The organism is Priestia sp. BR_2 (assembly GCF_041954005.1).
GTDB classification, from domain to species: Bacteria; Bacillota; Bacilli; order Paenibacillales; family Paenibacillaceae; genus Paenibacillus_AQ; species Paenibacillus_AQ lautus_A.
On sequence record NZ_JAVFHM010000139.1, the window covers coordinates 313,099 to 339,651 of the forward strand.

The following is a 26,553-nucleotide window of genomic DNA, read 5'->3' on the forward strand; positions in this document are numbered from 1 at the left end:
GTTGATCCATCGGCGATTACAGCGCCTTGATCTCCAACAATTCGTATTTCACGATGCCCATGGGCGCTTCCACATGGACCTGGTCGCCTACCGCTTTGCCCATCAGCGCTTTGCCGAGCGGGCTTTCATAGGAAACTTTGTTATTGGATACGTCGGCTTCTGCGGGGCCTACCACCTGATATTCAAGCTTCTCGCCAAATTCGATGTCGTTCAGAACGACGTTCGAACCGACGTTGACCGTGGTCGAGCTTACATCCTTAGCGTCGACGATCCGGGCGCTGTTAAGCGTTTTTTCCAGGATGATGATGCGCGTTTCCATAAATGCCTGATCGTTCTTGGCTGAGTGGTACTCGCTGTTCTCCTTCAAGTCACCATAGCTGATCGCGAGCTTGATCCGTTCCGCTAATTCTTTGCGTTTTACATACTTGAGATCGTCAAGTTCCTCCTGGAGTTTGTCATAGCCCTCCTGGGTCAAGATCAATTCTTCTGCCATGCTCATCACATCCAATTTGTAGATTCTTACTTCTAGTGTACTCTTTATTTCGAAAATTAGCGAAAATTTTCTGAAATATTATGGATGGAATATTTGGAATTTAGTTCCTTATGGTTTCCAACGATAAGCGCCAACAAAGCGCACAACATCCTGAAGCATGAGGAACTCCCCGCTATGCATAAAGCCCCTGATATCTCCGCGAAGAGGATCAGGGGCCCATCATTATATTTCCAATGATTATGCATTCGCTTCGAGCTCGGCCTTCAAGGCCTCATACTGCTCCATTACCTCACCCATGATGGGATGCTCTCCGGCAATGCCGGTATATTGGGAAGCCGTGTCGCTTACGCCGATATCCCGAACGGAGGCTTGCAGCTCCACGCTTTCCGGATCTTCCGGAACATCGAACAGCAGGGCTGCCGCCATGGACTTCGCCAGGCTCTTATACGCCAGTCCGCTCTCGAAAGCCAGCATGGCCGGCGAGACCAGGCGGTCGCCCGGGGACAGCTTCCGGATCGGGGAGCGGCCAACGCGCGACACCTCGTCGGTCAGCGCGGGATTGCGGAACCGCTCCAGGATGGTGTCAATATATGCTTGGTGCTCGGAAGGACCGAAGCCGTGCTTGTGTATGAGCGCAGCTCCCGTTTCCTCGAGCACCGCGCGGACATGGCCTGCCACCGCCTCGTCCTTCATGGCGTCCTGGATCGTTTCATAGCCTTTCAGAAAGCCTACATACGCAGCCGAGCAGTGTCCGGTATTCACCGTGAACAGCTTGCGTTCAATGTACGGCTCCAGGCGGTCCACGTAGTGAATGCCTTCAACGGGGACATAATCCTCAAACATCTGCGAGCGATCCACAGCCCACTCATAGAACGGCTCCACCACGACCTTCAGACGGTCCTCATGCTGCTGCAGCGGCACGATCCGGTCTACGGCTGCATCCGGGAAAGCCACGAGCCGATCAGCCTTACGCTTCGTCTCGTCATCAAGCTTCCCATAGACATGCTCTTTCAGCTGCGAGCTGCCGCCGATGGCGTTCTCGCATGCAATAATATGAAGCGGCGATGCCGAGTTCGTTTGCAGCCGAAGCTTCAGCCCCTCGGCAATGGTGCCGGCGATAAATTTCAAGATGTTGACGCCGACCGCCGTCGTGACGAGATCCGCTTCCGCTACCGCGCGCGCGGCAGCTTCCGGTTCCGAGGCGCTATTGAGAGCGGTGATGCCTTTGACCACCGTGGTCTCCTGCCCTTCGCTGGCCAGGGTTACGGGATATTCCCCGCGCGCCTTCAGCTCTGAAACCAGCTCTTCGTTTACGTCGACAAAACAAACCTCATAACCGGCCTGTGACAACAAGAGCCCTATAAAACCGCGTCCGATGTTGCCCGCGCCGAAATGGACTGCCTTCATGCGCCCATTCCTCCCTCGAAGATGGCCAGAATCTCCTCTTCGCTGGAAGCGTTCATGACCTTCTCGATGCTCTCGTCATCCGTGAAAATCATGGCCACATTCGTCAGAATCTCCATATGGTCGCCGCCGGCAGCCGCGATGCCAATGACGATGAACGCCGGCTCGTCTCCGCCGAAATCCACGCCTTCCGGAAAGCGGACGATCGACAATCCCGTGGAGATGACCATGCCTTTCGCTTCTTTGGTGCCATGGGGAATTGCAAGTCCCCCGCCCATATAAGTGGACGCAATTTCTTCGCGTTCCAGCATTTTATCCACGTAATCGGCCGATACATGGCCTGCCTGTACCAGAAGGTTCCCCGCCATGCGAATGGCTTCACTCTTGCTGTCAGCCTTTGCGTTCAGTACGACTTTATCTTTGGACAGTATGTTATTCATGTTAGTCTCCCTCTTTCTATGGTCTGTGATTGAAAAAATGCTGAAGCTCTTCCGCCAAATAGGATCGAATCTCTTCCTCGCCGCCCCGCTCCATCAGCTCGATCAGCTCGGAGCGAAGCAGCATGGCGCTGATTTCGCTGAGCACCTCCAGGCTTTCCTTCGGAAGCTGCTTCGGTGCCAGCATCAGCAGAATGACGCCCGCCTGGGCCCCATCCTCAAGCGGCGCTCGATGCGCCAGCCTGAACAGGGACAGCGAAGGCCAGGTGATATAGCGGCTTCGCGTATGGAATAAAGCCAGCGTCGTGTCGGGAATAAGCTGGGTACCCATCCTTTCGCGTTCAAGCAGGCGCTCCTTCACCATCTCCGCATCACGGAGAGCCCCTTGCTCATATACCTTGGCCAAGGCCTCGTTCAAAGTTCCCTGCAAATCATTCTGAAGATTATCCAGATGGTAGACATGGAAGCCGTCCAGAAGCGATACGATTTCGTTCATCAGGGCGGCCTGCATGCGGAGCCGCTCGAAAGATGCAGCTTTACGATCTTCCTCGATTCGGCTGACGGCAGCCCTGCTGCTGGCCGGCTCGAAGGATGTGCTCTGGATGAATCGAAGCAGCGCCTCTTTATCATCCGCCGTCAGCAGCGGGCTTAGTCTTACATATCGATCCTTCGGCAGCGGCAGATCAATGGTCGATATGATGAGATCGTATTGCTCCTTCGGGATCCGAGCCGCTTCATACCACGATACGTTGCCGAGCACCTCGATCTGCGGCATCTCCTTATTCAGCCTTGTCCCGAGAAGCCTGGAGGAGCTGAGACCGCTGGAGCATACCAGGATGGCCTTCAGATGGTGTTCCGGCTGGTTCAGCCGTTCGCTTGATGCTCCAAAATGCATAACCAGAAACCCGATTTCTTCATCCGGGATGCTTAAATCCAGCTTCAGCTCGTCGACCGAGCGCCGGACGATCCCGAACAATTCCTCATAATCCTTCCGAATCGGACTGAGCAGCGGATTTCGGATCCGGGTCCCTTCCCGAATCCGATTCAGTGCAGCTCCGATGTGCTCCACCAGACCTGCCCGCAGCGTGCGGTCCTCCTGGAACGGAATGCCGGTGCGCCCCTGAACCCGTTCAATCAGGCGATGGGCGATCTCCACCATTTCGACGTCCGCATGAACCAGCTCGCTGACCTCGGACATGTTCTTTGCCGCCTCAAACAATTGGGCGATATAGATCAATTCTGATTCGCGGAAATTCATTTCCAGTTTCTCGCCGAGGCGACCAACAAAATCCCGCGCCTCCTCGACGGAAACAGAGGAAGGAGGGTAGCTCGCAATATCGGCAGCTTCCATGTCCCGTCCCCGCTTGATCCTGTTTACGGAAACCGATAACGCGATCAGCGTGGAAGTGTAGGCACTTTCGCTAAGATCCTCCGTCCAATCCCAATTCATATCCCACAAGGTTTTCTCTACATCCAGCAGAGCCGGTTTATCGATCATGGACAGCAGCCGGGCCGTCACCGGCTCCCGCGTGTCGCTGTATCCGTCACCGACAAGATCGGAATAATCCAGATATTCCTCGGCGAGCCTGCCAATCGCCCTTCGCCTTACCCCTTCCGCGCCGTCGATCTCGATGCCGTAGCCCCGGCGCCGTATGAGCTTCAGGTTAAACCGCTTCATCCACGGCTCCAGCTCATCCAGATCATTGCTCACCGTCGGGACGGTTACCTTCAAACTATGGGCCAAAGCAAACAATTTGACGGGCTCATCCGCCTCAAGCAAAGCGCACAGCATGAGGATTTTGCGTTCTTCCACGGAATAATCGGCCGGCTTCCCCGCAAGCAGGGATCGTCGCAGCAGGGACATCCCTTCGGGCTTCTCTTCTTCCAGCCGGATGCCCGTTCCCGACTTTTTGAGAAGCACAACGCCCGTACCTTGCAGGTCTTTCTCGATCTCCTCCATTTCCCGGTGAACCGTCCTGACGCTGACCCCAACGTCAGCGGCTATTTCTGCAGCCGTCATGCCATCGGTCCTGCTCATGAGGAGCAGAAGGATTTGTCGCTGGCGGGCAGTAATGTGTCCCAGATCCATGGCTCCCTTCTTCATGAAATGGAGACAACGCCGGCGTGATTACGCCAGCGTGTCATATGGTTCAAGCTTATGTTAGTCTTTGAGTCGTTCCACCAGCTCGTCATATCTCGGACTCTTCAGGAAGTTGTCGATCGAGATATGCTCGGCATTCGGATTCTTGGCGATGGCCCGCTCGGTGAGAGTCTTCTGGGTAATGACGATATCCGCATCATCCGGTATTTCGCTTACCGCCGAATTCACAACGGTAATGTTGACGCCTGCCTGCTGAAGTTTCTTACGCAATACCGAGGCGCCCATCGCGCTGGAGCCCATGCCGGCATCGCAAGCGAACACGATTTTGTTCACGTTGTCTTTGTCCAGATTGGCCACAGCCGCAGAAGCTGGGGCAACTTGGTCGTTCATGCCGCCGGTTTTCATTTCTTTCATCTTGGCGGATGCTTCTTCCAAATTCGGCTCTTCTTCTGTTTGTTTACCCGTTTTGAGCAGCAGTGCCGCAATCACGAAGGAAACGACCGTTGCAGCAAGGACACCGGCCAGCACCGGAACCAGGCCGCCCTTAGGCGCCATGGCGAAATAAGCAAGGATACTGCCTGGCGACGCAGGTCCCACGAGTCCCGCTCCAAGAATCTGGAAGGTGAAGGTTCCGGCCACGCCGCCCGCAATAGCGGCCAGGATGAGGACCGGCTTCATCAAAATATACGGGAAGTAGATCTCATGGATACCGCCCAGGAAGTGAATCACAACCGCCCCCGGAGCAGAGGATCTGGCAGAACCGCGTCCAAAGAACCAAAAGGCGAGAAGAATGCCCAGCCCGGGTCCCGGATTGGATTCCAGCATATACAGGACGGATTGACCGATCCGAGCCGATTCCTCTGTAGCGAGAGGACTGAAAATCCCGTGGTTAATCGCATTGTTGAGGAATAATACCTTCGCCGGTTCAATGATAATGTTGACCAGCGGCAGAAGGTTGGCATCGACCAGTACGTCAACGCCGGCTGAAAGAACTTTGGTAATGCCCTGCACAAGGGGACCAATTCCGGTGTAGGCCAGCAGCGTCAGCGCACCGCCGATAATACCCAGCGAGAAGTTGTTCACCAGCATCTCGAAGCCGGATTTGATTTTGCCGTCGATCAGCTTGTCGAACTGCTTTAATACCCATGCAGCCAGAGGGCCGACAATCATGGCGCCAAGGAACATCGGAATACTTGCACCGACGATAACGCCGACCGTGGCAACCGCACCGATAACCGCACCGCGTTTGCCGTGGATCATCTGTCCGCCCGTATAACCGATCAAGAGCGGAAGCAGATACTTGATCATCGGGTCAACCAGAGCTCCCAACTTCTCGTTCGGGAACCAGCCGGTCGGGATGAACAGCGCCGTAATCAGGCCCCAAGCAATAAACGCACCGATATTCGGCATCACCATGCCGCTAAGGAGCCGGCCGAGCTGCTGAACCCTTACGCGAATGCCTTTGGAAGCGTTTGTATTTGTCTCGTTGGACATCGTACTGACCTCCTAGTCATATTTGAAAATAAAGCTGAATGTTGTAGTGTTGCTTTCATCTGACACCTCTATGTTAAGTCAGCCCGGCAAAAGGCTCAACGAAAGGAAAAGCGGGTTTCGTCAAGAATATTGTTGACAAATTTTAAATGGATCATGTCATCATTATGAAAATGCAGTCCTGACGCGGTTTCATTCGTAGAACAAGCCTGCCCCTTGATCCTGTATATTCCAAGTTGCAAGCCGAAGCGGCTCAAATTCACGGATTGCGTACACCCTCGTCATAAGTTCACAACATGCCTTCGGTAAACTAAAACCATCTCGGCTAACATCGGGAATCTAAATTCAAGGTTACGGAGGTAAATTGCGAGATGAACATACAAAGAAGAAATAACAACGGCTTGCCGATGCTCTCAATCATACTGCTGGCATTGCTCGGCGTTCCCCGCGTCATTGCCCACGATTTGCAATGGGTCGATCCCCACGGGATCATCAATCGGCTGCTTGTCTTCATTCCCCCGATCGTCTGGATACTCTATGTACTCGGCAAGCGGCATCACGTTCAACATCCTTTTCTGCCCTTAATGGCCATCGGAGCCGTCTATGGGCTCTTTCTTGGCATTACGCATCAGCTGTTATGGAATATGGCCTTCGAAACGCCGCCGGCTCTAGGGGGCAATCTGGCCGACCTCCCTGCAGCAGCCAACAGCTTTTTGACCAGAACCTTCGCCTTCATCAGCAGCATCGTGACCGGTACGGTCGTCGGCAGCGTCTGCGGCATTGCTGCCACGTTGCTTCATACGCTGGTGAAGGGGAAATTAAGAGGCTAGCATCCAAACCTATCATCTGCAGCTGCATAGAATAGATAGGAGATGATGCAGCGACAGCACGGTCATTTCCCACGTTTTTCATGAATGAAGGGGAGGTGTACGCCTTGAGAACACCGTCATCGGGTCGAATTGAAAATCAGGTATACTCGAGCCGCGTCTTGAGATCAGAGTTTGACGGCAACTGGAGAACCGTGCTTTCGAAAAGCGGTTATGTCGTTTATATCGCTACTTCGAACCATGCCAAAGTCGAGGTGCTGCTGGCAGGCGGACTGACCAAGCTGCTGGTGTTTAGAAGAGGAGGGAAAGTTCTGGTCGGCGGGGGCGGAACAAGCCATTACAGCAAGCCTCACCGAGCGATCACGATAAATTAGGCCCATGCTTTACTCGACTCTTTGGAGATGGAAGAATCCACAGTCCATTACAAAAAAAGAAACGTCAAGAATCTCTCGGCGTTTCTTTTTCTATGTAATGCTCTTTCTATACAAAATGAGACAGCACGAACACGGCCGGCGAGTTCCAATAAATAGCCACCTCATTGGTGGAATAGCTCTCCATCACATCGGCAAAAGAGGCTGCGGGCGCCCTGCCGGCCAAGTGCTCACGCGCATAATCGTCGTGAAGCCCCTTGTTCGGACCGCCGGAGACGAGGCCCGGAACCGGCTCCTCCACGCCGTCGCCTTCGGAAGGACGGTGATGGGGATGCCGGATCGGCCTCGCCCCATATCCGGTAACATAACTTGTCTCCATCACGTTCGCCCCGAATACATAGTGCACATGCTCGTGCACATGCCGCTCAAAGTCCTCGGACCCCGACAGTCTTCCCGCCACCAACAGAAGCATCGCGTGGTTCATGACCAGCATATTGCTGCCCCAGATATATTGATCCGGCAGAAGCGAGAGGCCATAGCCGTCCCGATCGCTGACAGCAGCAAGCTCATCCGCACGCCGTAACAGGCCCGCCATCAATTCTTGCGCCAGCTCGGGCTCTTCTTCCCGCTCCGACATCAGATAGGCAAACGTCCCGTAACCGCCCATGTCCGCCCATCCCAGCTCGTACTTTCCGAAAGAGTCCTGCTTGGCTAAAGCTTGGAAAGCCTCATGATATGGCGCCTCCCCCGTTGTACGGTATAGCTCTGCGGCTGCCCAGTACCGTTCGTCCGCATCCTGGCCATCGCCATACTCGCCTGTAGCGATATCAGCCGGATTGCGGAAGCCCGGCTCGTCGGGATGCTCCTCCAGCCATGCCCAAGCCCGCACCGCTGCCTTCAGGCAGCTCGCGGCGAAGGCTTCATCATAGGGAGAATAGATCCGTGCCGACATGGCCATGATACCGGCAAAACATCCGGTTGCCGTTGCGGAGATCGGCGACAAGTACAGCGGGGCCGTATCGTCCTCCGGCATGACGTCTCCCGCCGGAAACCGCAGCGTCGTGAGCTTATGGAACACGCCCCCCGATTCCTCATCCTGCATGCGCTGCAGCCAGTCCAGCTCATACCTGCATTCATGCAGCACATCCGGCATGCGGCCGTCGCTTTCAGGCAGCGGCAGCGGCTGGGCAAACGCTTCGGGGTACAGCTCGAAGGCCAGCAGCAAGTCGGCGGCGGCTTTGGCGCCAGGCACGACGTACTTGCCATAATCCCCGGCATCATGCCATCCTCCGCAAGCATCCACCCGCCGCGATTCATGTCCATGAACGATGGCCTGCGTGAGATGGCAGGCTTCATGCTTCCAAGGCCCCGCATGCGGCTCATCCAAAGCCGTCCCGCACCGGAAGTAATAAAACGCTTTCAACATTGCTCGGTGGGCATCCTCATATACATCGTCGGCAATGGCAAATGGTACCGACGACTGCCCATCCTCCGTCTCGATTCGATAGGTACTGGGTGCTTCCCATGCCGTAAACTCCCCTCTGCTTACCGTCTGTCCGCTGGACGCATCCTCTATGGCGGGCGCCGTCTGCCCCTGCCATACGACCTCGCCATTTCGCGCATTGACGATGCGAAACCGTCCGCCCTGACCGGCAATGACGGCAATCTTGGCGTCCCGGCCCCGATAACCTAACTGGTTAACGGCAATGCCGTTTTGCTGCACGTGCTCCATGTTCATCTGCTCTGCACATCCCTTTCGATTGTCGTTTCATTCGAAACTTCCATGCTATAACAGTTCGCTGGGGCCTGCCATTTCCCTCTCACCGCCATCGAATTTGTCCTGTTCATGCAAGCAAGCCCTTCCTGCATGGAGGAAGGGCCTGCCGTTTGATGGTTCCTTAGATTTCATTGCGTTTTCGTTTTTGCGATCGTCATTCAGCCGTCGACTGCAAAATATAGCCTTTTCCCCGGATGCTCTCAATGGCCAAAATATCCCTCGTTTTCTTGCGGACCCGGTAGATCAGCGCATTCAGCTCTTCCGAGCTCACATCGGGCACTTCGTCCGTCCCGTAGCTTCGCTCGGGCCAAACGTATGCCTTGAGCTGCTCCTTGGACACGAACTGTCCTTGGTGATTGACGAGCAGCTCCATGCACTTGTACTCTTTTTCCGAAAAAACGTACACGTCCTCGCCGTATACCAGCTCCTGCTTGAAAGGATTCAGCTTAAGCCCGCCGGAGCCCTCAACCGCCGCCAGCTGCTTGATCAGCGGGGTAATGTCCATCGTCTCATCCATGCTGAGGATGGAGAAGGACAGCACGATCAGATCTCCCGCAAGCACGATGGTATCTCCATGCTGAAGGGGTATTTCATCATGGGGAGCCAGCCGTGCCTGATTAACGAAGGTGCCATGCTTGCTGTTCAGATCCTTGATGCTGAACTTCCCGTTTCGATGCAGCAGCGCCGCATGCCGCCGGGACACAAAAATATTGTCAAACGCGATATCCGGATCAAAATGCTGGCCCTTGCGGCCAAGCACCGTGATCGGTTTGGTCAAAGCTATAACGTCCCCGCGTTCGTAGGGATTTCCCCGCTCCACCATCAAAAAGGAGGATTTGTCCATCATGCTCCCTCCTGTTCCCATATACTCGCTCATTCGTATTTGTTAGTTCGTTATTATGCAATTGTTATGTTCCAGCCATTGAGTATGCGCCCAAAATCACTAAGATTGAATAAAGAAGGATATAAATAGAGAACTTCGTATAGAGAAAGAGAAAAATATAAATCTACTATTGCATATTGTATACGATTTTGGGGGATTGGATCATGCGAAAACTAAAAAGATGGAAGAAAATCATACTGTTTTTTGTTGTGTTGCTCGTGTTTTTGTTCGTTAACAATTCATCCCTGTTCACCAAAGACCGTGACGGCGAGCCGCTTCTGCTGGCGCATCGCGGGCTTGGGCAGACCTTTACGATGGAAGGCATTGAAGCCGACACGTGTACCGCCTCCCGCATCTATGTGCCGGAGCACGCTTACCTGGAGAACACCATTCCGTCCATGAGAGCCGCCTTCGAGGCAGGTGCCGATATCGTGGAGCTGGATATCAAACCGACCAAGGACGGCCAGTTCGCCGTGTTCCATGACTGGACGCTGGAATGCCGCACCAACGTGGAGGGCTCGGTCAAGGATTATACCATGGACGAGCTGAAAAACATAGACATCGGGTACGGCTACACGGCCGACCAGGGAGCGACTTATCCTTTTCGGGGAAAGGGAGTCGGGCTGATTCCGTCGTTAGGCGAGGTGTTGGAGGCGTTCCCGGACGGCGCGTTTCTGATCCATATCAAAAGCACGGACCCTGAAGAAGGAAAACAACTGGCCGATTATCTGTCCGGTCTGCCGGTGAAGCGTCTCAGCCAGCTGACCGTTTACGGGGATGACCAGCCGATCCGCACGTTAAAATCGCAGCTCCCCTCGCTGCGCGTCATGTCCATGAATACGCTCAAAAGCTGTCTCGTATCCTACGCCGGGGCCGGCTGGAGCGGCTACCTTCCATCGGTTTGCCGCAACACCCAGCTCCATATACCAGAGAAATATGCCCGTTACTTATGGGGATGGCCGGATAAATTCCTAAACCGGATGGACAGCATCAATACGCGGGTCATCCTCGTGGCCGGGGACGGCGGCTGGTCGGAAGGCTTTGACTCCGTAGCGGATTTGGAAAGGCTGCCGGACGACTACAGCGGCGGGATTTGGACGAACCGGGTCGACGTTATCGCCCCGGAGCTGACCATAAAGAAGACGGAATAAGTCGAAGCATCGCGTTCGTTTCAATTCATGAATATAGGCGGGTCGAAAGGCCGCATAAACCGGAAGATCCGCCCTCTAAAAAGCCCCCTCTCGCTTGCGGGGCTTTTTTTTATTTTCATAGGGTCAAAGGGCAAAGTTTTTAGGGTGTTTTTACCGATGACTATTAATAGGGTCTTTTATCCTAAATTCATGCTGTATTCATTGAAATATATAGGAGTTGATATTTTGGCCAGGGAAACAGAAAAAAAGGGAATGGCCTGGTTTAAGAATGCCCGCTCAAACCAGAACCAACACGAGAAGAACAGTGCCGAACACCAGGAAATTGCCATAACCGTCGAAGAAGAGCCGGCTTATTCCGCGGAGCCTGAACTGCCCGCCGCGGAGAGCAGCAAGCATCTTTTCTCCAAGGACAACCAGGACAAAATCGGCCTCGACGTCATCGTTTCGATCGAGAACATGCTGAAGGAGCGGCAATTGCTGTCTTATAAGAACAAGGGCCTGGAGGATCAGCTATTTACCGCCAACGAAACGATCAACCGGTATAAGCATGAGCAGATCAAGCGCGATCAGTTGGTCCAGGAGAAGAACAAGGAAATCCGCGAGCTCGAGAACGTGCTGACCAACAAACAGATGAGTTACGACCAGCTGTTGGAGGATTACAAGGAATACCAGCTGACATCGAACCTGGCGTACGAGAAGCTCTCCAACCAGCTGGAGACCGAAACCGCCAAGTACAACAAGCTCTACGAAGAGTCTAACAACACCCAATATCAGAGCATGCTCAAGATCAACGCGCTTGAAGAGAAGGTGCGCGAGTTGGAGATTGCAAACCAGAAGTATGCGGAGCAGTACCAGAACATTCTGGACGATAAAGCCAAATTGATGCAGACCATCAATGATTTTACCGAGAAGATGTCCTTCTCCTTCTCGCCAAAAACATCGGCTCCCAACACACCATCGGAATAAGCATAATCACTGCATGAACATCTAGAGAAAGGAGGGCCGTCATGTCTGACTCCTATGGAAAAGTCATTGAGCTGCTGGCGATCGAGACGGATACCGGGGCTTTCGCTCTGCGAATCAAGCTATCCTTCTCGGAATCGGCGGAGCTGTTGTGGTTAACCGATCATGAAACCATAGCGAATATAGCGACCGTGTCGGAATTTAACGGGGTTCACAAATACCGATTATCTTTACATACAACATGGGATGCCATCCAACAGCAATACATAGGCTCCATTACGCGTACATATCGTGACCACGGCGAGCGACTTTCATTTGCTTGCTCCGTTCACTTCAGAAACGAATTAGAGGCGATCAAGGCTATCCGGCATTTGGACGATGTATCTACCCTGTCCTTCCTGTCCGCGCCTCCATCCGAACCGGGTCCGGCCGAAGAGGTGCAGACCGATGGAAATCGAAACACCACGCGCTCTGCAAGGAAGCCGCATCGTCTTCCGCTTAAGCTGGCAAGCGCAACCTTGATGAGCTTGATTTTTGTGGTATTGCTAAGTTCATTTAATTACTCGTATCCGAGTGACATCCGGCATGAAGCTGCTATAACCGCCGCAGCGGAGGTCGAAACGGTCATCCAATTGCTTGCCGAGAACCGGAATGCGATGATTGCCAAACCTGTAGCCGCTTCCGTGGAGAAGGAAGCGGATAGCAAACCGAGGAAGGAGATCAAGACTTCGGCTGCCGTTCCACAGCTGGAGCTTAAGGATTTCATCTCCTACAGCATCCCCAAAGGGTATGTCGCCCTTACGTTCGATGACGGGCCATCCAAGCACTCCATGGATATCATGAACGTCTTGAAGAAACACGGGGTTGGCGGGACGTTCTTCTTTGTCGGCACCAATGTGAAAAAACATCCGGACTACGTCAAGGCCATCCATGCCAACGGGTACTCCGTCGGCAGCCATTCGATGACCCATAGCCAGATGCCAAACCTTACTTATGAAGAACAAAAGGCGGAACTGACCCGCGCAGCCGATCTCATTGAGCATATTACCGATGAGAAGCTGGTGCTCTTCCGTCCGCCTTACGGTGCCTTTGATGACCGGACCGAGGCGTTAAGCCGCCAGCAAGGCAATAAAGTGGTGCTCTGGAACCGGGATCCCGAGGATTGGCTGACTCGCGACGAGGATAAAATCCTGGATTATGTCCAGCACATCGAAGCTTCCGGCTCCATTATTCTCCTGCATGAATCCCAGGCGGTCGTGGATGCGTTACCGAAGATCATTAAGAGCCTGCAGGATCAAGGACTAACCATCGTCAGTCTGCAATAATCGCTATACGCTTATGCAAGAAAGGCTGTACCTTTGATGATTTGGAGCTTCCAACATCAGGTACAGCCTTTTTTAGTGAAGTATACCCGTTCCTACAGCCGGGGGCTATGTTCACCGCCGCCCAGTCTTCCTTGAAGGCTTTAACCTGTTGAATATCGAAATAGTATGGTCGAGGTGAACCTATGACAAACCGGATTTCAACGCACAAGAAAGCCATTCTTGCGATCATCGTCGTTCTTGCCCTTGCCGGCATCGTCCTCATAGCCTGCTGGATCAACAAGAACAAGGAGAATCCTGACGTGACCGCAGCGTTCATTGAAGAGCATATGACAAACGATAACGGTACCATTGCCACCTATCTTAAACCCGCTGCTTCCGTGAATCCGGACATCGTTGCCGGCCGGGAAGCGTTATCCGAGTCGCTCGGGCTTTGGATGCGGACTGCCGTGATATCCGGCAATCGAGCCCGGTTCGACGACAGCGTCCAGCTTCTTACCACCTATTTTCTTAATCAGGAGCAAGAGCCCTATATCCAATGGAAGCTCAGGCCGGACGGTCAATCCGAGGTCACAACCAATGCGCTGGGCGATGATCTGCGAATCCTCGATGCCCTGCTGAAGGCGTTCAATCGCTGGGGCGAGGAAGAATACCTTCAATTGGCAAAAAGGATCGGGTCTGCACTCCTTGCGATTCAAACCGAAGGTTACCTCGTCGATTATCATGATTTTGCACGGGATGAATCCGCCGCCGCGTTAAGCCTGGTCTACGTTGACTTATCGGCACTGCGCGAAATGCATAATAACGAAATCCTACCCTCCCAGGATTATGAACGATATCAAAACCTGCTCGCTCATATGCCTTCGGACGGCGTTTTCTATCCCAAAACCTATCACATCGGCTCCGGCCAATATGAGTACGACGCATCGGTCAATCTGATCGACCAATTGATCGTTGGCGTCCATCTCGCCGAGATGAATCATCCGCCGACAGATCTTATAGCGTTCCTGAAGGGAGAATTCCGCCAGCATCAGCGGCTGGCAGGCCGCTACACCCGTGAAAGCCGCAAACCGGACGCGGATTACGAGTCGCCTGCCGTTTACGGTCTGGCCATCATTCTGGCGCTGCAAACCAATGACCTCCCATGGGCGCAGCAGCTGCATGAACGCATGCTCCAATTCCGGGATCAGGATCCCGCTTATCCGGGAGGATACGTGTTTGACGGGAATACGCATGCTTTTGATAACCTGATTCCCTTGCTGGCCGAGACGCTGTTCGAGCAGTCCAAATGATGATCCTTCCATCTTCTTTGGCATGACTACAAGCTTTCGATCAGCATGTACACACCGGTAAAGATCAAAATGATATAGGTAAAGATCTGAAACACGCGCTGGTTGATGACGTTGAATAAACGTTGTCCGATAAACAGCCCGATGAATACCAGCGGCAGCGCGATTCCGCTCGATACCCAGACCGTCTTGGACGTTCCCGCCACGATCACCTGAATGATCAAACTCAGGGAGTAGATGAACAAATAGAAGGCCAGGGTCGTCCCTCTCAGTTTGGCCTTTTGCGTATCGGTGCCCGAAAAATATAACAGCAGGGGCGGACCCGGCATGCCGATGCTCGTCGTTAGAGAGCCTGAGAGTCCTCCCACAGCCAAGTCCCTGCCGCGGCTTTGGTTTATTCTAAACTTCAGCATCAGCATGACGGTCAGGGCCAATATGATCAGACTGACGCCCAGCTTCAGATAGCCGATATCGATGAGCGAAAAAATAACGATGCCCAGAGGGAGACCTGCCGCGCTTCCGATCACCAATCGTTTAAGGATGCCGTAGTCGATGTCCTTGCGGATTTTGGCAATCAGGGCAGCCGATATGACAAGCGATAGAATCAGATTAATCTGAATGGCCTCGGCGGGCCGGAACAACAACAGCAGAAACGGCGTAGCCAGGATGGAGAACCCAAAACCGGTACTGGTCTGGAGAATCGACGCCACGAATATGATAACCGCAAATAGTATGATATCCACGCTGCACCTGCTTTCTCCACCTATTCGGGGAGCTCCTATACGAAGCAAGCCCATCCTGTCATTGTACCATAAGGCCATCACAAGACTGCTCCTCATTTGTTGCCGCAATAGGCTGCAAAAACCCTGGTTAGACGAGAAAAACCCTCCTTGATGGAGGGTTTTTGCTGCTGCTATTCATGATGGAACCGTGCTAACACATCTTAACTCTTTTTAACGAATTCCGATTTCAATTTCATGGCCCCGAATCCTTCGATCTTGCAATCGATATCGTGGTCGCCGTCGACCAAACGTATATTTTTCACTTTCGTGCCTATTTTTAATACGGATGAGCTGCCTTTTACTTTAAGATCTTTGATTACCGTTACGGAATCGCCGTCGGCCAATACATTTCCGTTCGCGTCTTTAATGACCCTCGCATCTTCCTCATGCTCCGCTTGGGACCCCGGGGTCCATTCATGAGCGCATTCGGGGCAAATCAGGAGGTTCCCATCCTCATACGTATATTCTGAATTACATTTCGGGCAATTCGGCAAAGTAGACATCGTTTCGTTTCTCCATTCGTTTTACAATAACTATACCCTATATTCGAAACAGATGTCCGCTATATACTTCCGCCCCTGAAAGATTAAGCCTTACCCCGTAATGATCGACTTGGCCTTCTCCAGCGCGGAGATGACCTTATCGCACCACGCATCAAACTCTGCGTCCTCCCGCTGATGTTCCGGGTGGGCTAAAATATAGTCCACGGTCTGCTTGATCCCTTGATCGGCACGGATGGTTGCCACGAATTCAGGGACCAGCCGCTTCAGCTTGCTGTTATCGAACACCACCGTATTCGCTTTGTCTCCCAGTAACGACCCGCGGAAATCCTGCGTGCTGGTAGCATCCAGGAACTCGGAAGAGACATGCACCGCATTCAGCTGTACGCCAAGGGCATCCGCAATGATTTCATAAATTTGATTCCAGGTAAGCGACTCGTCAGAGGTAATATGCACCGACTCCCCGATGGCATGGATATTGCCCATCAGGCCGATGAAGCCTTTAGCAAAATCGCGGTTATGCGTCAGGGTCCACAGCGACGTCCCGTCTCCATGAATAAGGACCGGTTTATTCTCCAGCATGCGCTTTACGACCTGCCAGCTTCCCTGGCTGCCGTGCACGCCGAGCGGAATGGACCGCTCATCGTACGTATGGCTTGGCCTTACAATAGTCACCGGGAAGCCATGCTCCCGATACTGCTTCATCAGATAATCTTCGCATGCTATTTTGTTTCGGGAATACGCCCAGTATGGATTGGATAAAGGCGTCCCTTCCGTAATGCGATAATCGGATAGGGGCGTTTGATAGGCTGAGGCCGAGCTGATAAAGATGAACTGTTTGGTTTTTCCTGCAAACAGGCGGTAATCCCTTTCCAGATGGGCGGGCTCGAATGCAATAAAGTCGGCCACAACATCAAAATCGAGATGCTCAATCAGTTTCGCTACGTGGTCTTCGTCATGAATATCGGCTTGCAAAATATGTGCGCCCTCGGGCAACGTGTCGTTTCGGTTCCCTCGATTGAGCAAGTATAACTCGCAACCTTGTTCAAGCAGCTGCTTCGTAATCGCCGTGCTGATCGTTCCGGTTCCTCCAATAAACAACGCTTTCATAAACTGCACCTCCGGTAGCAATAATGAGAAGACTGACTGCAACTTGACCTTCTATCCCTTACCATAGCATGGGCACGGGTGCATTACAATTTCCAAAAAGGGTTGACCCGCACAAGACTTTGAGCAGAGTGTGGGGCAGGAAGCATTATAGAGATCGTGCGTGAACCGGCATGAGGCTAAGGTGCTGTTGTAACGCGCAGAAAGACTCCCGTCTGCTTGCGGCAGGCGGGAGTCTTTTCGTTCTAATAATGTCGCATGCTTAGGTTATTTCACCCACTTATGCAGCAGAGGCCCTTCCTCTCCAAAGACAGGATCCGTATCCGGAACAGGCACGCTTTGGATTTCGTTGATCGCCTGGGCCCGATCCGTCGGATTCCGCTCCCTCATGTTCGGCGTATTCCCTTCGGGATAGGCACCAATCACTTCGAAGTCGGGCGTACTGGTAAGCTTCATATGTGCAGTACCCGCCGGCAAGACGATCACGTCACCTGTAGCAAGCTCCAGCCGCTCCCCTGCATCCCCGCCCACAAGGACGGTCGCGCTTCCGGACCGCACGCCAAGGACTTCGTGCGTATTGCTGTGATAATGATGGTAATCGTATACGCCGCCTGACCAGCTGCCGCTCCAGTGATGCCGGTTAAAGGCTGCCTCCAACCCGCTCGGGTCATCCGCGAATACCCCATTGTACACAATGACGGGCAGGTCGGGATTGTTGGGAACCTCTCCATCGTCATTCACGAAAAATGATCTGACATGTACTTCCACGGTCATCCGCTCCTTTCGATTCATTGTTCACTCGTGTACCAGTACCCGGGCCGAGCGTGTCTCAAACAATCTTCTTGCAAGAAAAACGATATTCTTGATATGTCATCACACCCGCTGCTCTAACGCCTGTTTCAACCGATTCAGCTGCCGAACATGATGACGATAATGCATCTCAATGAGCAAAAACCACTCTTTGGCATGCAATCCTCCGAACCTCGGATGGGGGACGGTATGCTGCAAGGATGCCTCACCAAGCTTCGGTTCGGTTTCTTTCACCCGATGGAGAACCGCGTTCAAGCCTTGAATCAGCTGCTCCTTGTCTGCGGGCTGTTCCGGGGTATACTGCGGAGACGGCGGAACCTGAATGCGGATGGGCGGGAAACTGCCCTGTTCGAATATCGCCGCTCCCACTTCCGTTTTTCCGGCCGGGGAAGCTGCCGCATCTCCATTCATGTTCAAGCACTGGTCGATGTTCCGCAGATGCATGTACAGTGCGGATTGAATCAAGTGCTGGTACATTTGCCCGATCGACCACTCGTCCTCCGCCAGCTTATATCTTAATTGCTCCTCGCTGAATCCATCCAGCTCCTGCACATATACCTTTACCGTCTCTTCCAAGCGCTGCAATGCTTCCTTTGTATTCATATCAACAACCCCTTCATCGTCTTTGTACCGAATATACAAAAACGCTACTGACAACGTCATGTCAGTAGCGTCTAAACATCTTCTCCGCTTCGTCACGGATTCGGTCTCGGAAGGATTGCGGTTCAAGCACAACGACATCCGATCCCCAGCCGAGCACCCAATGCAGGATCTCCTCCGGACGGCGGACGCGAAAGCTCACAAGCAGTCCTTCCTCGCACTCCTCTAAAGTCTCCATATAATAGTTGCCGGCTTCCTTCACTCGATCCGCGATGCCATGACTTGCCAGAACCCGTACCAGCAAATTGCGGTCATCCCGTGGCCGATAATTCTCCAAATGAAAATCCGGCGGCATCTCAAAGCGCTCCTCAAGGATCGTCAGGTCCTTCATGCGGGACAACCGAAAATGACGAATGCCTTGCCGGAGGTCGCACCAGGCAATCAATGTCCATGAGCCTTGAAGAAAGGCCAGGCCATAAGGGGCCGCCGAGCGAAAGCTCTTTCGGTTGCCTTTGGAATCCGGCATGTTCTTCACGTAATGGAATTCTATCTTCCGTTCCTCAAGTATGGCCCTACGAACCAATTCCAGATAATCCCTCTCTTCTCCTAAAGCTGCCTTGCTGCCGGGAGCAAGGAGCCGCATGGTCTTTCGAACCCGGGCAGCGTCTGCGCGGACACGGTCCGGCAGAATGGACTCTATCTTCTTGCGGGAAGCCCTAGCCTTCTCGCCATAGTCTGCGTCAAAGCGCTGCTCGACGAAATCCGTTCCTATGAGCAGCGCCACGGCTTCCTCTGCCGTGAACATGATGGGCGGCAGAAAGTACCCCTCCATTAACGAGTATCCTTGCCCGGGGGCTCCGATCACGGGTACGCCTGCTTCGCTAAGAGCCTGAATATCCCGGTAGATGGTCCGGACGCTCGTTTCGAATAGGGATGCCAAATCTTCGGCCCGCATAACCTTGCGCTGCTGCAGCTCAAGCAGGATGGCCAGTAATCGATCGGTCTTGTTCATTCTATGTTTACCTCCGAAAGGACTTAAACCTCTCCCCAGTACACCTTCGTCTCGTAGTCAAAAAACACACAGCCATCCTGCTCATTCCGCTCATAGATGGTTTGGAGCTCCTTCATCATCGGCTCGTAGTTCGGATGCCCGGGCAGGGGAGCATAAGATGACGAGTGAAGGCGACCGCATAAGCCTTCATAATCGAATGTCTGCCGATTGAAGAATTTCGCCTCCTTCATATCTCCTGAACGGAAAAAGGCCGCCAGCGTTTCATGCCCAATATTCTTCTGGTCCACTTCTTTATAGTCGGTGCCATAGGTAAGGAGCAACTGCTCATATGCCCCCAGGAACGGCGTTCCCTCCGTGAGCCTGGAATTCCATATCAGGGCAACCTTCCCGCCCGGCCTCAGGATCCGCCGAAACTCCGACTGGGCCGCATGACGGTCAAACCAGTGAAAAGCCTGGGCGCTTACGATATGATCCATCGATTGATCGGGCAGCCCCGTCATTTCGGCCGAACCGGAAACCATGCGGAAGCCGGGCTCGCCGCCAAGGTCCGACTCGGCGGCTTCCCGCATCGCCTGATTGGGCTCCACGGCGGTCACATGGCTCCCCCGTTTCAGCAGCAACTTCGTGAATATCCCCGTCCCTGCGCCAATATCGGCGATATCGCCATGCAGTCCCACCGTGTCATACAGATAATCCATGACCTCCTGCGGATAACTCGGGCGATACTTCGTGTACGAATCCACGCGATTCGAAAACCGTTCCTTGCTGTTCATCCTAAACCACGCTCCCATCCAAGATATAAGCGAATCCTGACTACGACATCCTTTCGTTTCATTAGATGAAACTGCATTTCATTTTCATAACTCCATTTTATAGCAAATGCTGTTTAATCTCCAGTACTTGCTGCTGGAAGGGGCTCCCGACCTTCATCATCCACGAACTGCAAAAAGCCCAGCCTCATCTGGATGCAGACTAAGCGGGCTTTTTCCTTATTTCGTAATAAGGTAATTCGAATGGAACAAACTGACACTGACGAGCATAAATGGATGCGCTTGAAGCTGAATGTCTTAGCAACCGTCCGCCTTACAAGTTGGTCATGTCCGCAGGATGCCGACAATGCTTTGTAAGTTCAAGGCTCATACTCGCTCAGCTTCCCTTCATATATCAACTGCAGGCGCTCGCTTTGGCGAAAATCGTCCGGCGTTACCAAGGCAGGCAGCTTATCCCATAACCTTACTCCGGAACGCTGCAGAATCTCGGCCACGAATTGCGAACAGAAATAGGAATTGCTGAATTCGATCGGTTCCTTCAGGGCGATGCCCAGGACGCCCAATATGTTATAGAAATACTTTTTATCCTTTCGGATAAAAGCCTGCAAAACCCGCTTCATCTTCGCGATGTCGCGTTCGGATACCTGAAGCTCATAGATCACGCAGGTCGTGTTGGGGTACTTGCTGAACGTTCCCGTTTTCAAATCCTCTTTTACAAACCCGCCGTTCAGGGGGTTGTTCGGATTCTTCCTCCCAAAACTATATAACTCCGACAGCTCCCGGTTAAAGGAGATCGAGGCATGATTATAAGGCGCTCTCGTATAGCCCTGAATGACTTTCGTAAAGAGCGTTCCGGTATTGGTAAGCAATATAAAGACCGATTGATCGTCTACCATTTACGAAATTTCCCCTTATCCGTATTGAATTATTCCTTCATAATAACATATGATTCTTTTAGTAGAACAAGAATCGTACCCCGTGACAAGTTGGTGATGACAGGCATATGGAAAGCTCGCTTTTAACCTTGATCCTTATATTCTCCGTCTTATCGGTCATCCAGCTCCTGTATTACGTGATGAGTAAGACGCAGCCGAATATCGACTATACCGAAGTAGGATTCCGCATCAAAACCTGGTGGGGCATGCTCGTCATCTTCTGTTTGGCGACCCTTTTGAATCCCGTCGTATCCCTGCTATCCCTTATGGTGCTGACCTTCTTTACGCTCAAAGAATATTTCTCGATGATCAAAACCCGGAAGGCCGATCGCCGTTTATTTCTGTGGGCTTATCTAACCATCCCCGTCCAATTCTATTGGATCTATATCGAATGGTACGGGATGTTCATCGTGTTCATTCCAATCTATGTATTCTTGGTGCTGCCGCTTCCACGGTTGATCAACAAGGGCACCGTCGGATTTATGCGCAGCGTTAGCTCGACCCAGTGGGGACTCATGCTCATGGTATTCGGTCTCAGCCACCTGGCTTATTTTCAATTTGCCACGCCCCAGTATGGAGCTGGGCTCGTGCTGTTTCTCGTCGTCTTAACGCAGCTGAACGATGTGGTGCACACGATCGCTTCCCTCTATTTCGGCAAACGGAGAATCGTGCCGACATCGAACCCGAATCTCACTTGGGAAGGCTTTGCGTGCGCGTTTCTCGTTACCACCGGATGCTCCTATCTCATCTATCCCTATCTGACGCCGCTAAGCCCGACCTTTGGCCTCTTGTCCGGCATGCTGATCAGCCTCGCCGGCTTCTTCGGCAGCTTGACGGTTTCCGTGCTGAAGCGCGATTTATTGATCGGGGATGACGGACGATTCGATGCTTTGAAGAAAAGTTACCTGAGCCGCGTCGACAGCCTGACGTATACCTCGCCGATCTTTTTTCATTTCATCCGTTACTTTTACGATTTTATGTAGTTTCGCCTCTCATGCAAAAAATAGGTTAACAAGGCTCAGGGGCCTGAACCTCTATAAGCCATAACCATGCGAGCTTAGGCTCAACTTGGCTATGGCTTTTTCGTGGATAGAACGTATTAAGGCGAATATCCCTGGAGCCTCAAATCCTCATAATGGGAAACCTGGTTTCGTCCATTTTGCTTGGAGGCATAGAGGGCTTCGTCCGCTTTTTGCAGGAGCGTCGCTTCATTGGCGTCCGGAGTGGCCGTGATGATGCCGATACTGATCGTCATGCTGCCCGTTTTCCAGCTGAAATCCTGGACTGCCCGCCGTAACCGCTCCGCGCCGGCCTTTGCTTTCTCCGCATCCGTTTCCGGGAGGATCATGACAAACTCCTCTCCGCCATAGCGGGCCACCGTCTCCCCTTCGACGGCGTGGGTCTTCAGGATGGTTGCTACATTAAACAGAACCTCATCCCCATACCCATGTCCCCAAGTATCGTTCACGCGCTTAAAATGATCAATGTCGATGATGAACAACGAAAGCGGAATCCGGTTATGGTTATACTGCATCAGCTGCTCTTCCAGCTCCTCCTGAAAGAATCTCCGGTTCTTCAATCCGGTCAGCTTGTCGGTATTCGACAGTTCCAACAGAACCGCGTTAATCTCCATGAGCTCCGTCTGCTTCCGTTCAATCTCGGCATGGATCTGCTGCAGCTCGGCCAATGCCTGGTCCTTCTCCCAATAGGCCTTCTCAATCTGCTTGTTGGCCATCCGAAGCTCCATTTCATAATCGAAGCGTTTGCCCATCTGCACCAATACGCAGTCCAGCCGTTCCTGGCCCTCACGCTCCAATTTGCGTCCATTCAATATAAACGGCACCGATTCCCCCCGGCTGTTCTTAAGCCGGATAATCAACTCCTCCACATGCCCGTCCAGATTGATATGCGGATAGAAGTAAGAGTGGAATATAAGCTTGTTCGCCGTCGACATCATAGCTTCAAAATGCTTCTGCACCACGTCTTCCAGCCGATACCCCATCATGTCGAGGAAGGTCTGGTTCACCTCCGCCACCATGCCTTCGTGGGTGATGGAGACATAGCCGCATGGCGCATAGTTCAATCGTTCATCCATTGCTTATCGATCGATCCTTTCCAAATACATTCCCGCTAGCCTGTATACGCCGCTTCAGATTTCAGATAGTCATTGATCAACGCAATCGTCTCCTCGGGATGGCTGATATGCGGATAATGCCCCTTCGCCTCCATCAACCGGAACGTACTGTTATCCAGATGACTGTGCAAATACTCGCCTGCTGCAATAGGGACGATGCTGTCATCCGAGCATTGCAGGATCAGCGAGGGAACCGTGGCTTGGGATAACGCCTGCCGGCAGTCCGAGAAAAAGGTGACCTCGGCGAACTCCCTCGTAATTGCCGGATCCGCCGAAATAAAGCTGCGCTCCAGCTCTTGGGTCAGCTTCGGCATCTCCGGGTTCTTCATCGCGATCGGCGCGAGGAAGCTTGCCCATCCGGCAAAATTCATCTCCATCATATCCAGCAGCTCCGTCACATCGCTTTTATCAAATCCTCCGACGTACCCGTCATCATTCAGATATCGCGGAGATGGCCCGATCATGATTAATTGAGCGAAATACTGCGGACGTTCGATCGATGCCAGCATCCCGATCATGGAGCTGACCGAATGGCCTATAAAAATCACGTCCCGAAGCTCCAGCGCCTCCACAATGTCCAGCACATCCTGCACATAGCCGCGAAGGCTGCCGTACCTCTCCGATGTATACGCCGACAAATTAGAACCGCCCGAGCCCACGTAATCGAACAGCACGATCCGATAAAACGGTTCGAAGGCAGGCAGGATGTATCTCCACATGCTCTGGTCGCAGCCGAAGCCGTGCGCCAGTATGAGCGTACGCTCCCCTGTCCCCAGCACCTTCACGTGATTCCGTGCAATAACCTCATTCATGACATAAACTCCTCTATGCTCTTCCTTCTTTCTCTCCATTCTAAGGGACCCTATGTAAATATCAAGTCATTTTGCCGAATGTTTGTCGATTTAAGACGAGTTGAACCGAAGTTAGGCGAAAGATGAACGGGCTCCATGTACATATATGCTTAATCGCTTTAGCCGCCTAAAATATAGAAAGACGAACCTATACAGAGACTGTTCTCGAAAAGCATCAATGTATTCGTTTTCTTGATCCATGGAGCGGTTTTACATTTGTAGGACGATTGCGATAGTTTATTACATAGGATGTCATTTGTATTTATATGGAATTAGAGGTTATAAATGTATGATTTTATCCCTCTATGCCCGATTTTATCCCTTGACATCGAATGGACAGAAAAAGCGCTCACCTAATCCGCACCCCATAGAGCAGGCCCAAGGCGCATCATACTGGTCTTCATCACAAAAAGACAGAGAAAGAGAGGAGTGAGGAGTTTGCAGTACTTTTTTTATGGATTAGCCGGCGTGTTTCTCGTGTTTCAGGCCCTCTACACATTCATACCGCTGCTATGCAGCAAGGTGAAGAAACTGAATTCCGATCTCGCCGAAAAATCAATCACGGTGCTCGTCCCCGCTTACAACGAAGAACTGACGATCCGGAATTGCATCGATGCCATGGCGGGCTTGCGCTACCGCAACTATGAGATCATGATCATCAACGACGGCTCCAAGGACGGAACCTTATCCGCCCTAGACGGGCTCCTGGATTTGGAGCCGAGTGTCAGGACGGCCGACAGCAAGCTGAACTATAAGCCAATAAAAGGATTCTATCGTTCCAATCGATACCGCCATATTTACGTTATCGATAAGATGAATGGCGGGAAAGCCGACTCGCTGAATGCTGGTATCGACTATGCCGTCTCCGACATCGTCATCACCCTGGATGCGGACAGTATGTTGGAAGCCGACTCGCTCAAGTATGTGAATCAATATTTTCACGATGACGATATCATTGCGCTAGGCGGTACGGTCAAAATCGTGCAGGGTGCCGTCCGGGACAAGAACGGTGCCGTCGTCGAGAAATTTCGCGGAAAAGGGCTCATCAAAAGCCAGATCATCAATTATACGCACGGCTTCTACGTCCGCAAGCTCACGCAATCGTATTTTAATTCGATCGTGGTGATTTCAGGCGCCTTTGGCGCCTTCTATAAAGAGGTTCTCGTTCATGTCGACGGCTTCCGCAGCACGGTCGGCGAGGATATCGACATTACCCTGAAAATCCATGAATACATCAAGGCCCATCGGCTGAAGAAAAAACTCGTCTACGCCCCGGAAGCGGTATGCTACACCGAATGTCCGGAGAATCTGCCGAACTTCTATAAACAGCGCATTCGCTGGCAGAAGGCCTTCATTGACTGCATTCTGATCTATTGGTCCAGGCTGTCCCGGAAGTTCAGCGTCAGCGTGAGCCTGTTCTTTGCGATTGACGGATTTATGCTGGGGACGCTCTCGGCGTTTACCACGATATTTTATCTGGGGCAGACGCTGGTTGTGGGCGGGAACCTGTGGCATGCCATTATCTTTCTGCTGATGAGCGTGGTGCTGAATGCCGCGCAGATCGTCATCTCCCTGTACTTATGCCGTAAATATGGCAGCACCTATGCGTTTAGCGATTACGTGAGAATGTTCCTGTTCAGCCAAGCGGAACTGCTAACCTATCGGAATTTGCTGCTGTACATCAACATTGCGGGCACGTTCAAATATTTTGACAATGATGAGGGCTGGGGATTCGTGGAGCGAAAAGGCGTGGCCGCCATCAGCCAGAACATTGCCGCTGGATCGAACTAAATTATAGTGAAGGAGACTGCCGAAACCGCATGGTTCCCAACAAACGAATCATCTATGTCGATATTCTAAGAATTCTATCTATCGTAGCCGTCATTATCCTGCACTACACGGCAGAGGTGCTGACCGGCACGAATGATTTCCACTCCTCCTCATGGTGGATCAGCAACGGATTCAATTCCATTTCCCGGTTCGCCGTCCCGGTTTTCTTCATGATCAGCGGAGCGATGATTCTGCGGACGAAGATAACATCCTACCGTGAGTTCTATACGAAGCGCGTCGTGCCGTTGCTCATCCCCCTCCTGACCTGGTCGCTCATCTACGGCTTGTACAATCAATACTATCTGATGCGAAGCAAGCTGAGTGCGTACGAGTTCGTTATCGACTTCGGCTACCGGCTGCTGACCGACCGAAATTACGTCCATCTCTGGTTCCTGTACGCTATTATTGCCATCTATATGACGGTGCCGCTGATCAGCAAATTCATCCAATCGTGCAGCGAGAAGGATCTGCGGTATTATCTGCTGCTCTGGTTCATCGTCAGCATCGCCTATCGTTTCATCTCGGATGCCGTCTTCCGCGCAACTGATCAATCCATGAACATTACGAGTATGAACATCCCGTTCTTCAGGGCATTTCCGTGTTATTTAGTTTTGGAGTACTATCCATTCCATTTCGAGCTGCCTCTTCAAACCAAAACACTTATTTACTCACAGGGCATCCTCACTTGTTTTACACCGTAGGTGGCCACCTAA

At 52.4% G+C, this 26,553-nt stretch carries 25 protein-coding genes and 1 pseudogene; 9 read left to right on the forward strand and 17 right to left on the reverse strand.

Going from position 1 to position 26,553, the window contains the following annotated elements; all coding sequences use genetic code 11:
• Positions 1–16 precede the first annotated feature (16 nt).
• The 5 genes from greA to RB298_RS06595 form a co-directional block, all read right to left on the reverse strand.
• On the reverse strand, positions 17–493 hold the full coding sequence (gene greA / locus RB298_RS06575; RefSeq protein ID WP_015737997.1) for a transcription elongation factor GreA: 477 nt from the start codon (positions 491–493) through the stop codon (positions 17–19).
• A 237-nt stretch (positions 494–730) separates the two neighbouring features.
• The gene (locus tag RB298_RS06580; protein ID WP_192570238.1) at positions 731–1,900 is read right to left on the reverse strand and encodes a mannitol-1-phosphate 5-dehydrogenase; all 1,170 of its coding nucleotides are present in this window, start codon (positions 1,898–1,900) and stop codon (positions 731–733) included.
• Positions 1,897–2,337 carry a PTS mannitol transporter subunit IIA gene (locus tag RB298_RS06585; protein ID WP_009591149.1) on the reverse strand — a complete coding sequence of 147 codons (441 nt, stop codon included), beginning with the start codon at positions 2,335–2,337 and terminating at the stop codon, positions 1,897–1,899. The genes RB298_RS06580 and RB298_RS06585 overlap by 4 nt, the downstream gene beginning before the upstream one ends.
• 16 nt (positions 2,338–2,353) lie before the next feature.
• Entirely contained in the window at positions 2,354–4,423 is a 2,070-nt protein-coding gene (locus RB298_RS06590; protein WP_192570237.1) for a BglG family transcription antiterminator, read from the reverse strand.
• 72 nt (positions 4,424–4,495) lie between these two features.
• The gene (locus tag RB298_RS06595) at positions 4,496–5,929 is read right to left on the reverse strand and encodes a PTS mannitol transporter subunit IIBC (RefSeq protein ID WP_015738000.1); all 1,434 of its coding nucleotides are present in this window, start codon (positions 5,927–5,929) and stop codon (positions 4,496–4,498) included.
• Between the two features lie 368 nt (positions 5,930–6,297).
• On the opposite strand from RB298_RS06595, the gene RB298_RS06600 reads away from it, so the two are divergent.
• Both RB298_RS06600 and RB298_RS06605 read left to right on the forward strand, forming a co-directional pair.
• Positions 6,298–6,756 carry a hypothetical protein gene (locus RB298_RS06600; RefSeq protein WP_486046444.1) on the forward strand — a complete coding sequence of 153 codons (459 nt, stop codon included), beginning with the start codon at positions 6,298–6,300 and terminating at the stop codon, positions 6,754–6,756.
• Between the two features lie 80 nt (positions 6,757–6,836).
• Positions 6,837–7,127, forward strand: coding sequence for a hypothetical protein (locus RB298_RS06605; RefSeq protein ID WP_096775658.1), 291 nt, complete (start codon positions 6,837–6,839; stop codon positions 7,125–7,127).
• 106 nt (positions 7,128–7,233) lie between these two features.
• Here the strand turns inward: RB298_RS06605 and RB298_RS06610 are convergent, their stop codons facing one another.
• Positions 7,234–8,862: a glycoside hydrolase family 9 protein gene (locus tag RB298_RS06610; RefSeq protein WP_486046446.1), complete on the reverse strand. Its 1,629-nt coding sequence runs from the start codon at positions 8,860–8,862 to the stop codon at positions 7,234–7,236.
• 193 nt (positions 8,863–9,055) lie between these two features.
• Positions 9,056–9,748 (reverse strand): FHA domain-containing protein, encoded by a 693-nt coding sequence (locus RB298_RS06615; RefSeq protein ID WP_141397989.1) that lies wholly within the window; start codon positions 9,746–9,748, stop codon positions 9,056–9,058.
• 200 nt (positions 9,749–9,948) lie between these two features.
• Here RB298_RS06615 and RB298_RS06620 point away from each other — a divergent pair, with 200 nt between their 5' ends.
• The 4 genes from RB298_RS06620 to RB298_RS06635 all read left to right on the forward strand — a co-directional run bounded on the left by RB298_RS06620 (position 9,949) and on the right by RB298_RS06635 (position 14,512).
• Positions 9,949–10,935 carry a glycerophosphodiester phosphodiesterase family protein gene (locus tag RB298_RS06620; protein ID WP_096775656.1) on the forward strand — a complete coding sequence of 329 codons (987 nt, stop codon included), beginning with the start codon at positions 9,949–9,951 and terminating at the stop codon, positions 10,933–10,935.
• A gap of 225 nt (positions 10,936–11,160) precedes the next feature.
• Positions 11,161–11,901 carry a hypothetical protein gene (locus RB298_RS06625; RefSeq protein WP_486046449.1) on the forward strand — a complete coding sequence of 247 codons (741 nt, stop codon included), beginning with the start codon at positions 11,161–11,163 and terminating at the stop codon, positions 11,899–11,901.
• A gap of 41 nt (positions 11,902–11,942) precedes the next feature.
• Positions 11,943–13,223 (forward strand): polysaccharide deacetylase family protein, encoded by a 1,281-nt coding sequence (locus RB298_RS06630; RefSeq protein WP_096775654.1) that lies wholly within the window; start codon positions 11,943–11,945, stop codon positions 13,221–13,223.
• A gap of 182 nt (positions 13,224–13,405) precedes the next feature.
• Entirely contained in the window at positions 13,406–14,512 is a 1,107-nt protein-coding gene (locus RB298_RS06635) for a glycosyl hydrolase family 8 (RefSeq protein WP_486046451.1), read from the forward strand.
• 26 nt (positions 14,513–14,538) lie between these two features.
• On the opposite strand, the gene RB298_RS06640 is transcribed toward RB298_RS06635, so the two are convergent.
• The 8 genes from RB298_RS06640 to RB298_RS06675 form a co-directional block, all read right to left on the reverse strand.
• The gene (locus RB298_RS06640; protein WP_096775652.1) at positions 14,539–15,252 is read right to left on the reverse strand and encodes a sulfite exporter TauE/SafE family protein; all 714 of its coding nucleotides are present in this window, start codon (positions 15,250–15,252) and stop codon (positions 14,539–14,541) included.
• A 200-nt stretch (positions 15,253–15,452) separates the two neighbouring features.
• A complete protein-coding gene (locus RB298_RS06645; protein ID WP_096775651.1) occupies positions 15,453–15,794 on the reverse strand; it encodes a zinc ribbon domain-containing protein YjdM in 342 nt (113 codons plus the stop codon).
• A gap of 90 nt (positions 15,795–15,884) precedes the next feature.
• On the reverse strand, positions 15,885–16,901 hold the full coding sequence (locus tag RB298_RS06650; protein WP_486046454.1) for an SDR family oxidoreductase: 1,017 nt from the start codon (positions 16,899–16,901) through the stop codon (positions 15,885–15,887).
• A gap of 264 nt (positions 16,902–17,165) precedes the next feature.
• Positions 17,166–17,666: a cupin domain-containing protein gene (locus RB298_RS06655; protein ID WP_090909659.1), complete on the reverse strand. Its 501-nt coding sequence runs from the start codon at positions 17,664–17,666 to the stop codon at positions 17,166–17,168.
• 105 nt (positions 17,667–17,771) lie between these two features.
• The gene (locus RB298_RS06660; RefSeq protein WP_096775886.1) at positions 17,772–18,311 is read right to left on the reverse strand and encodes a DinB family protein; all 540 of its coding nucleotides are present in this window, start codon (positions 18,309–18,311) and stop codon (positions 17,772–17,774) included.
• A gap of 61 nt (positions 18,312–18,372) precedes the next feature.
• Positions 18,373–19,320, reverse strand: coding sequence for a helix-turn-helix transcriptional regulator (locus tag RB298_RS06665; RefSeq protein ID WP_375121611.1), 948 nt, complete (start codon positions 19,318–19,320; stop codon positions 18,373–18,375).
• Between the two features lie 23 nt (positions 19,321–19,343).
• Positions 19,344–20,093, reverse strand: coding sequence for a class I SAM-dependent methyltransferase (locus tag RB298_RS06670; protein WP_096775648.1), 750 nt, complete (start codon positions 20,091–20,093; stop codon positions 19,344–19,346).
• A gap of 356 nt (positions 20,094–20,449) precedes the next feature.
• Positions 20,450–20,986, reverse strand: coding sequence for a hypothetical protein (locus RB298_RS06675; protein ID WP_009591201.1), 537 nt, complete (start codon positions 20,984–20,986; stop codon positions 20,450–20,452).
• A 107-nt stretch (positions 20,987–21,093) separates the two neighbouring features.
• Between RB298_RS06675 and RB298_RS06680 the strand changes: the two genes are divergently transcribed.
• Positions 21,094–22,008 carry a phosphatidate cytidylyltransferase gene (locus RB298_RS06680; protein WP_009591157.1) on the forward strand — a complete coding sequence of 305 codons (915 nt, stop codon included), beginning with the start codon at positions 21,094–21,096 and terminating at the stop codon, positions 22,006–22,008.
• Between the two features lie 116 nt (positions 22,009–22,124).
• Here the strand turns inward: RB298_RS06680 and RB298_RS06685 are convergent, their stop codons facing one another.
• Together RB298_RS06685 and RB298_RS06690 are read right to left on the reverse strand one after the other, a co-directional pair.
• The gene (locus RB298_RS06685; RefSeq protein WP_486046458.1) at positions 22,125–23,120 is read right to left on the reverse strand and encodes a sensor domain-containing diguanylate cyclase; all 996 of its coding nucleotides are present in this window, start codon (positions 23,118–23,120) and stop codon (positions 22,125–22,127) included.
• A 35-nt stretch (positions 23,121–23,155) separates the two neighbouring features.
• Complete coding sequence (locus RB298_RS06690) at positions 23,156–23,971, reverse strand: alpha/beta fold hydrolase (protein WP_486046460.1); 816 nt, start codon at positions 23,969–23,971, stop codon at positions 23,156–23,158.
• Positions 23,972–24,448: 477 nt separating this feature from the next.
• On the opposite strand from RB298_RS06690, the gene RB298_RS06695 reads away from it, so the two are divergent.
• The gene (locus RB298_RS06695; RefSeq protein ID WP_486046462.1) at positions 24,449–25,801 is read left to right on the forward strand and encodes a glycosyltransferase family 2 protein; all 1,353 of its coding nucleotides are present in this window, start codon (positions 24,449–24,451) and stop codon (positions 25,799–25,801) included.
• Between the two features lie 29 nt (positions 25,802–25,830).
• Positions 25,831–26,532, forward strand: a pseudogene (locus RB298_RS06700) (acyltransferase); the annotation flags it as partial.
• Between the last annotated feature and the right edge of the window lie 21 nt (positions 26,533–26,553).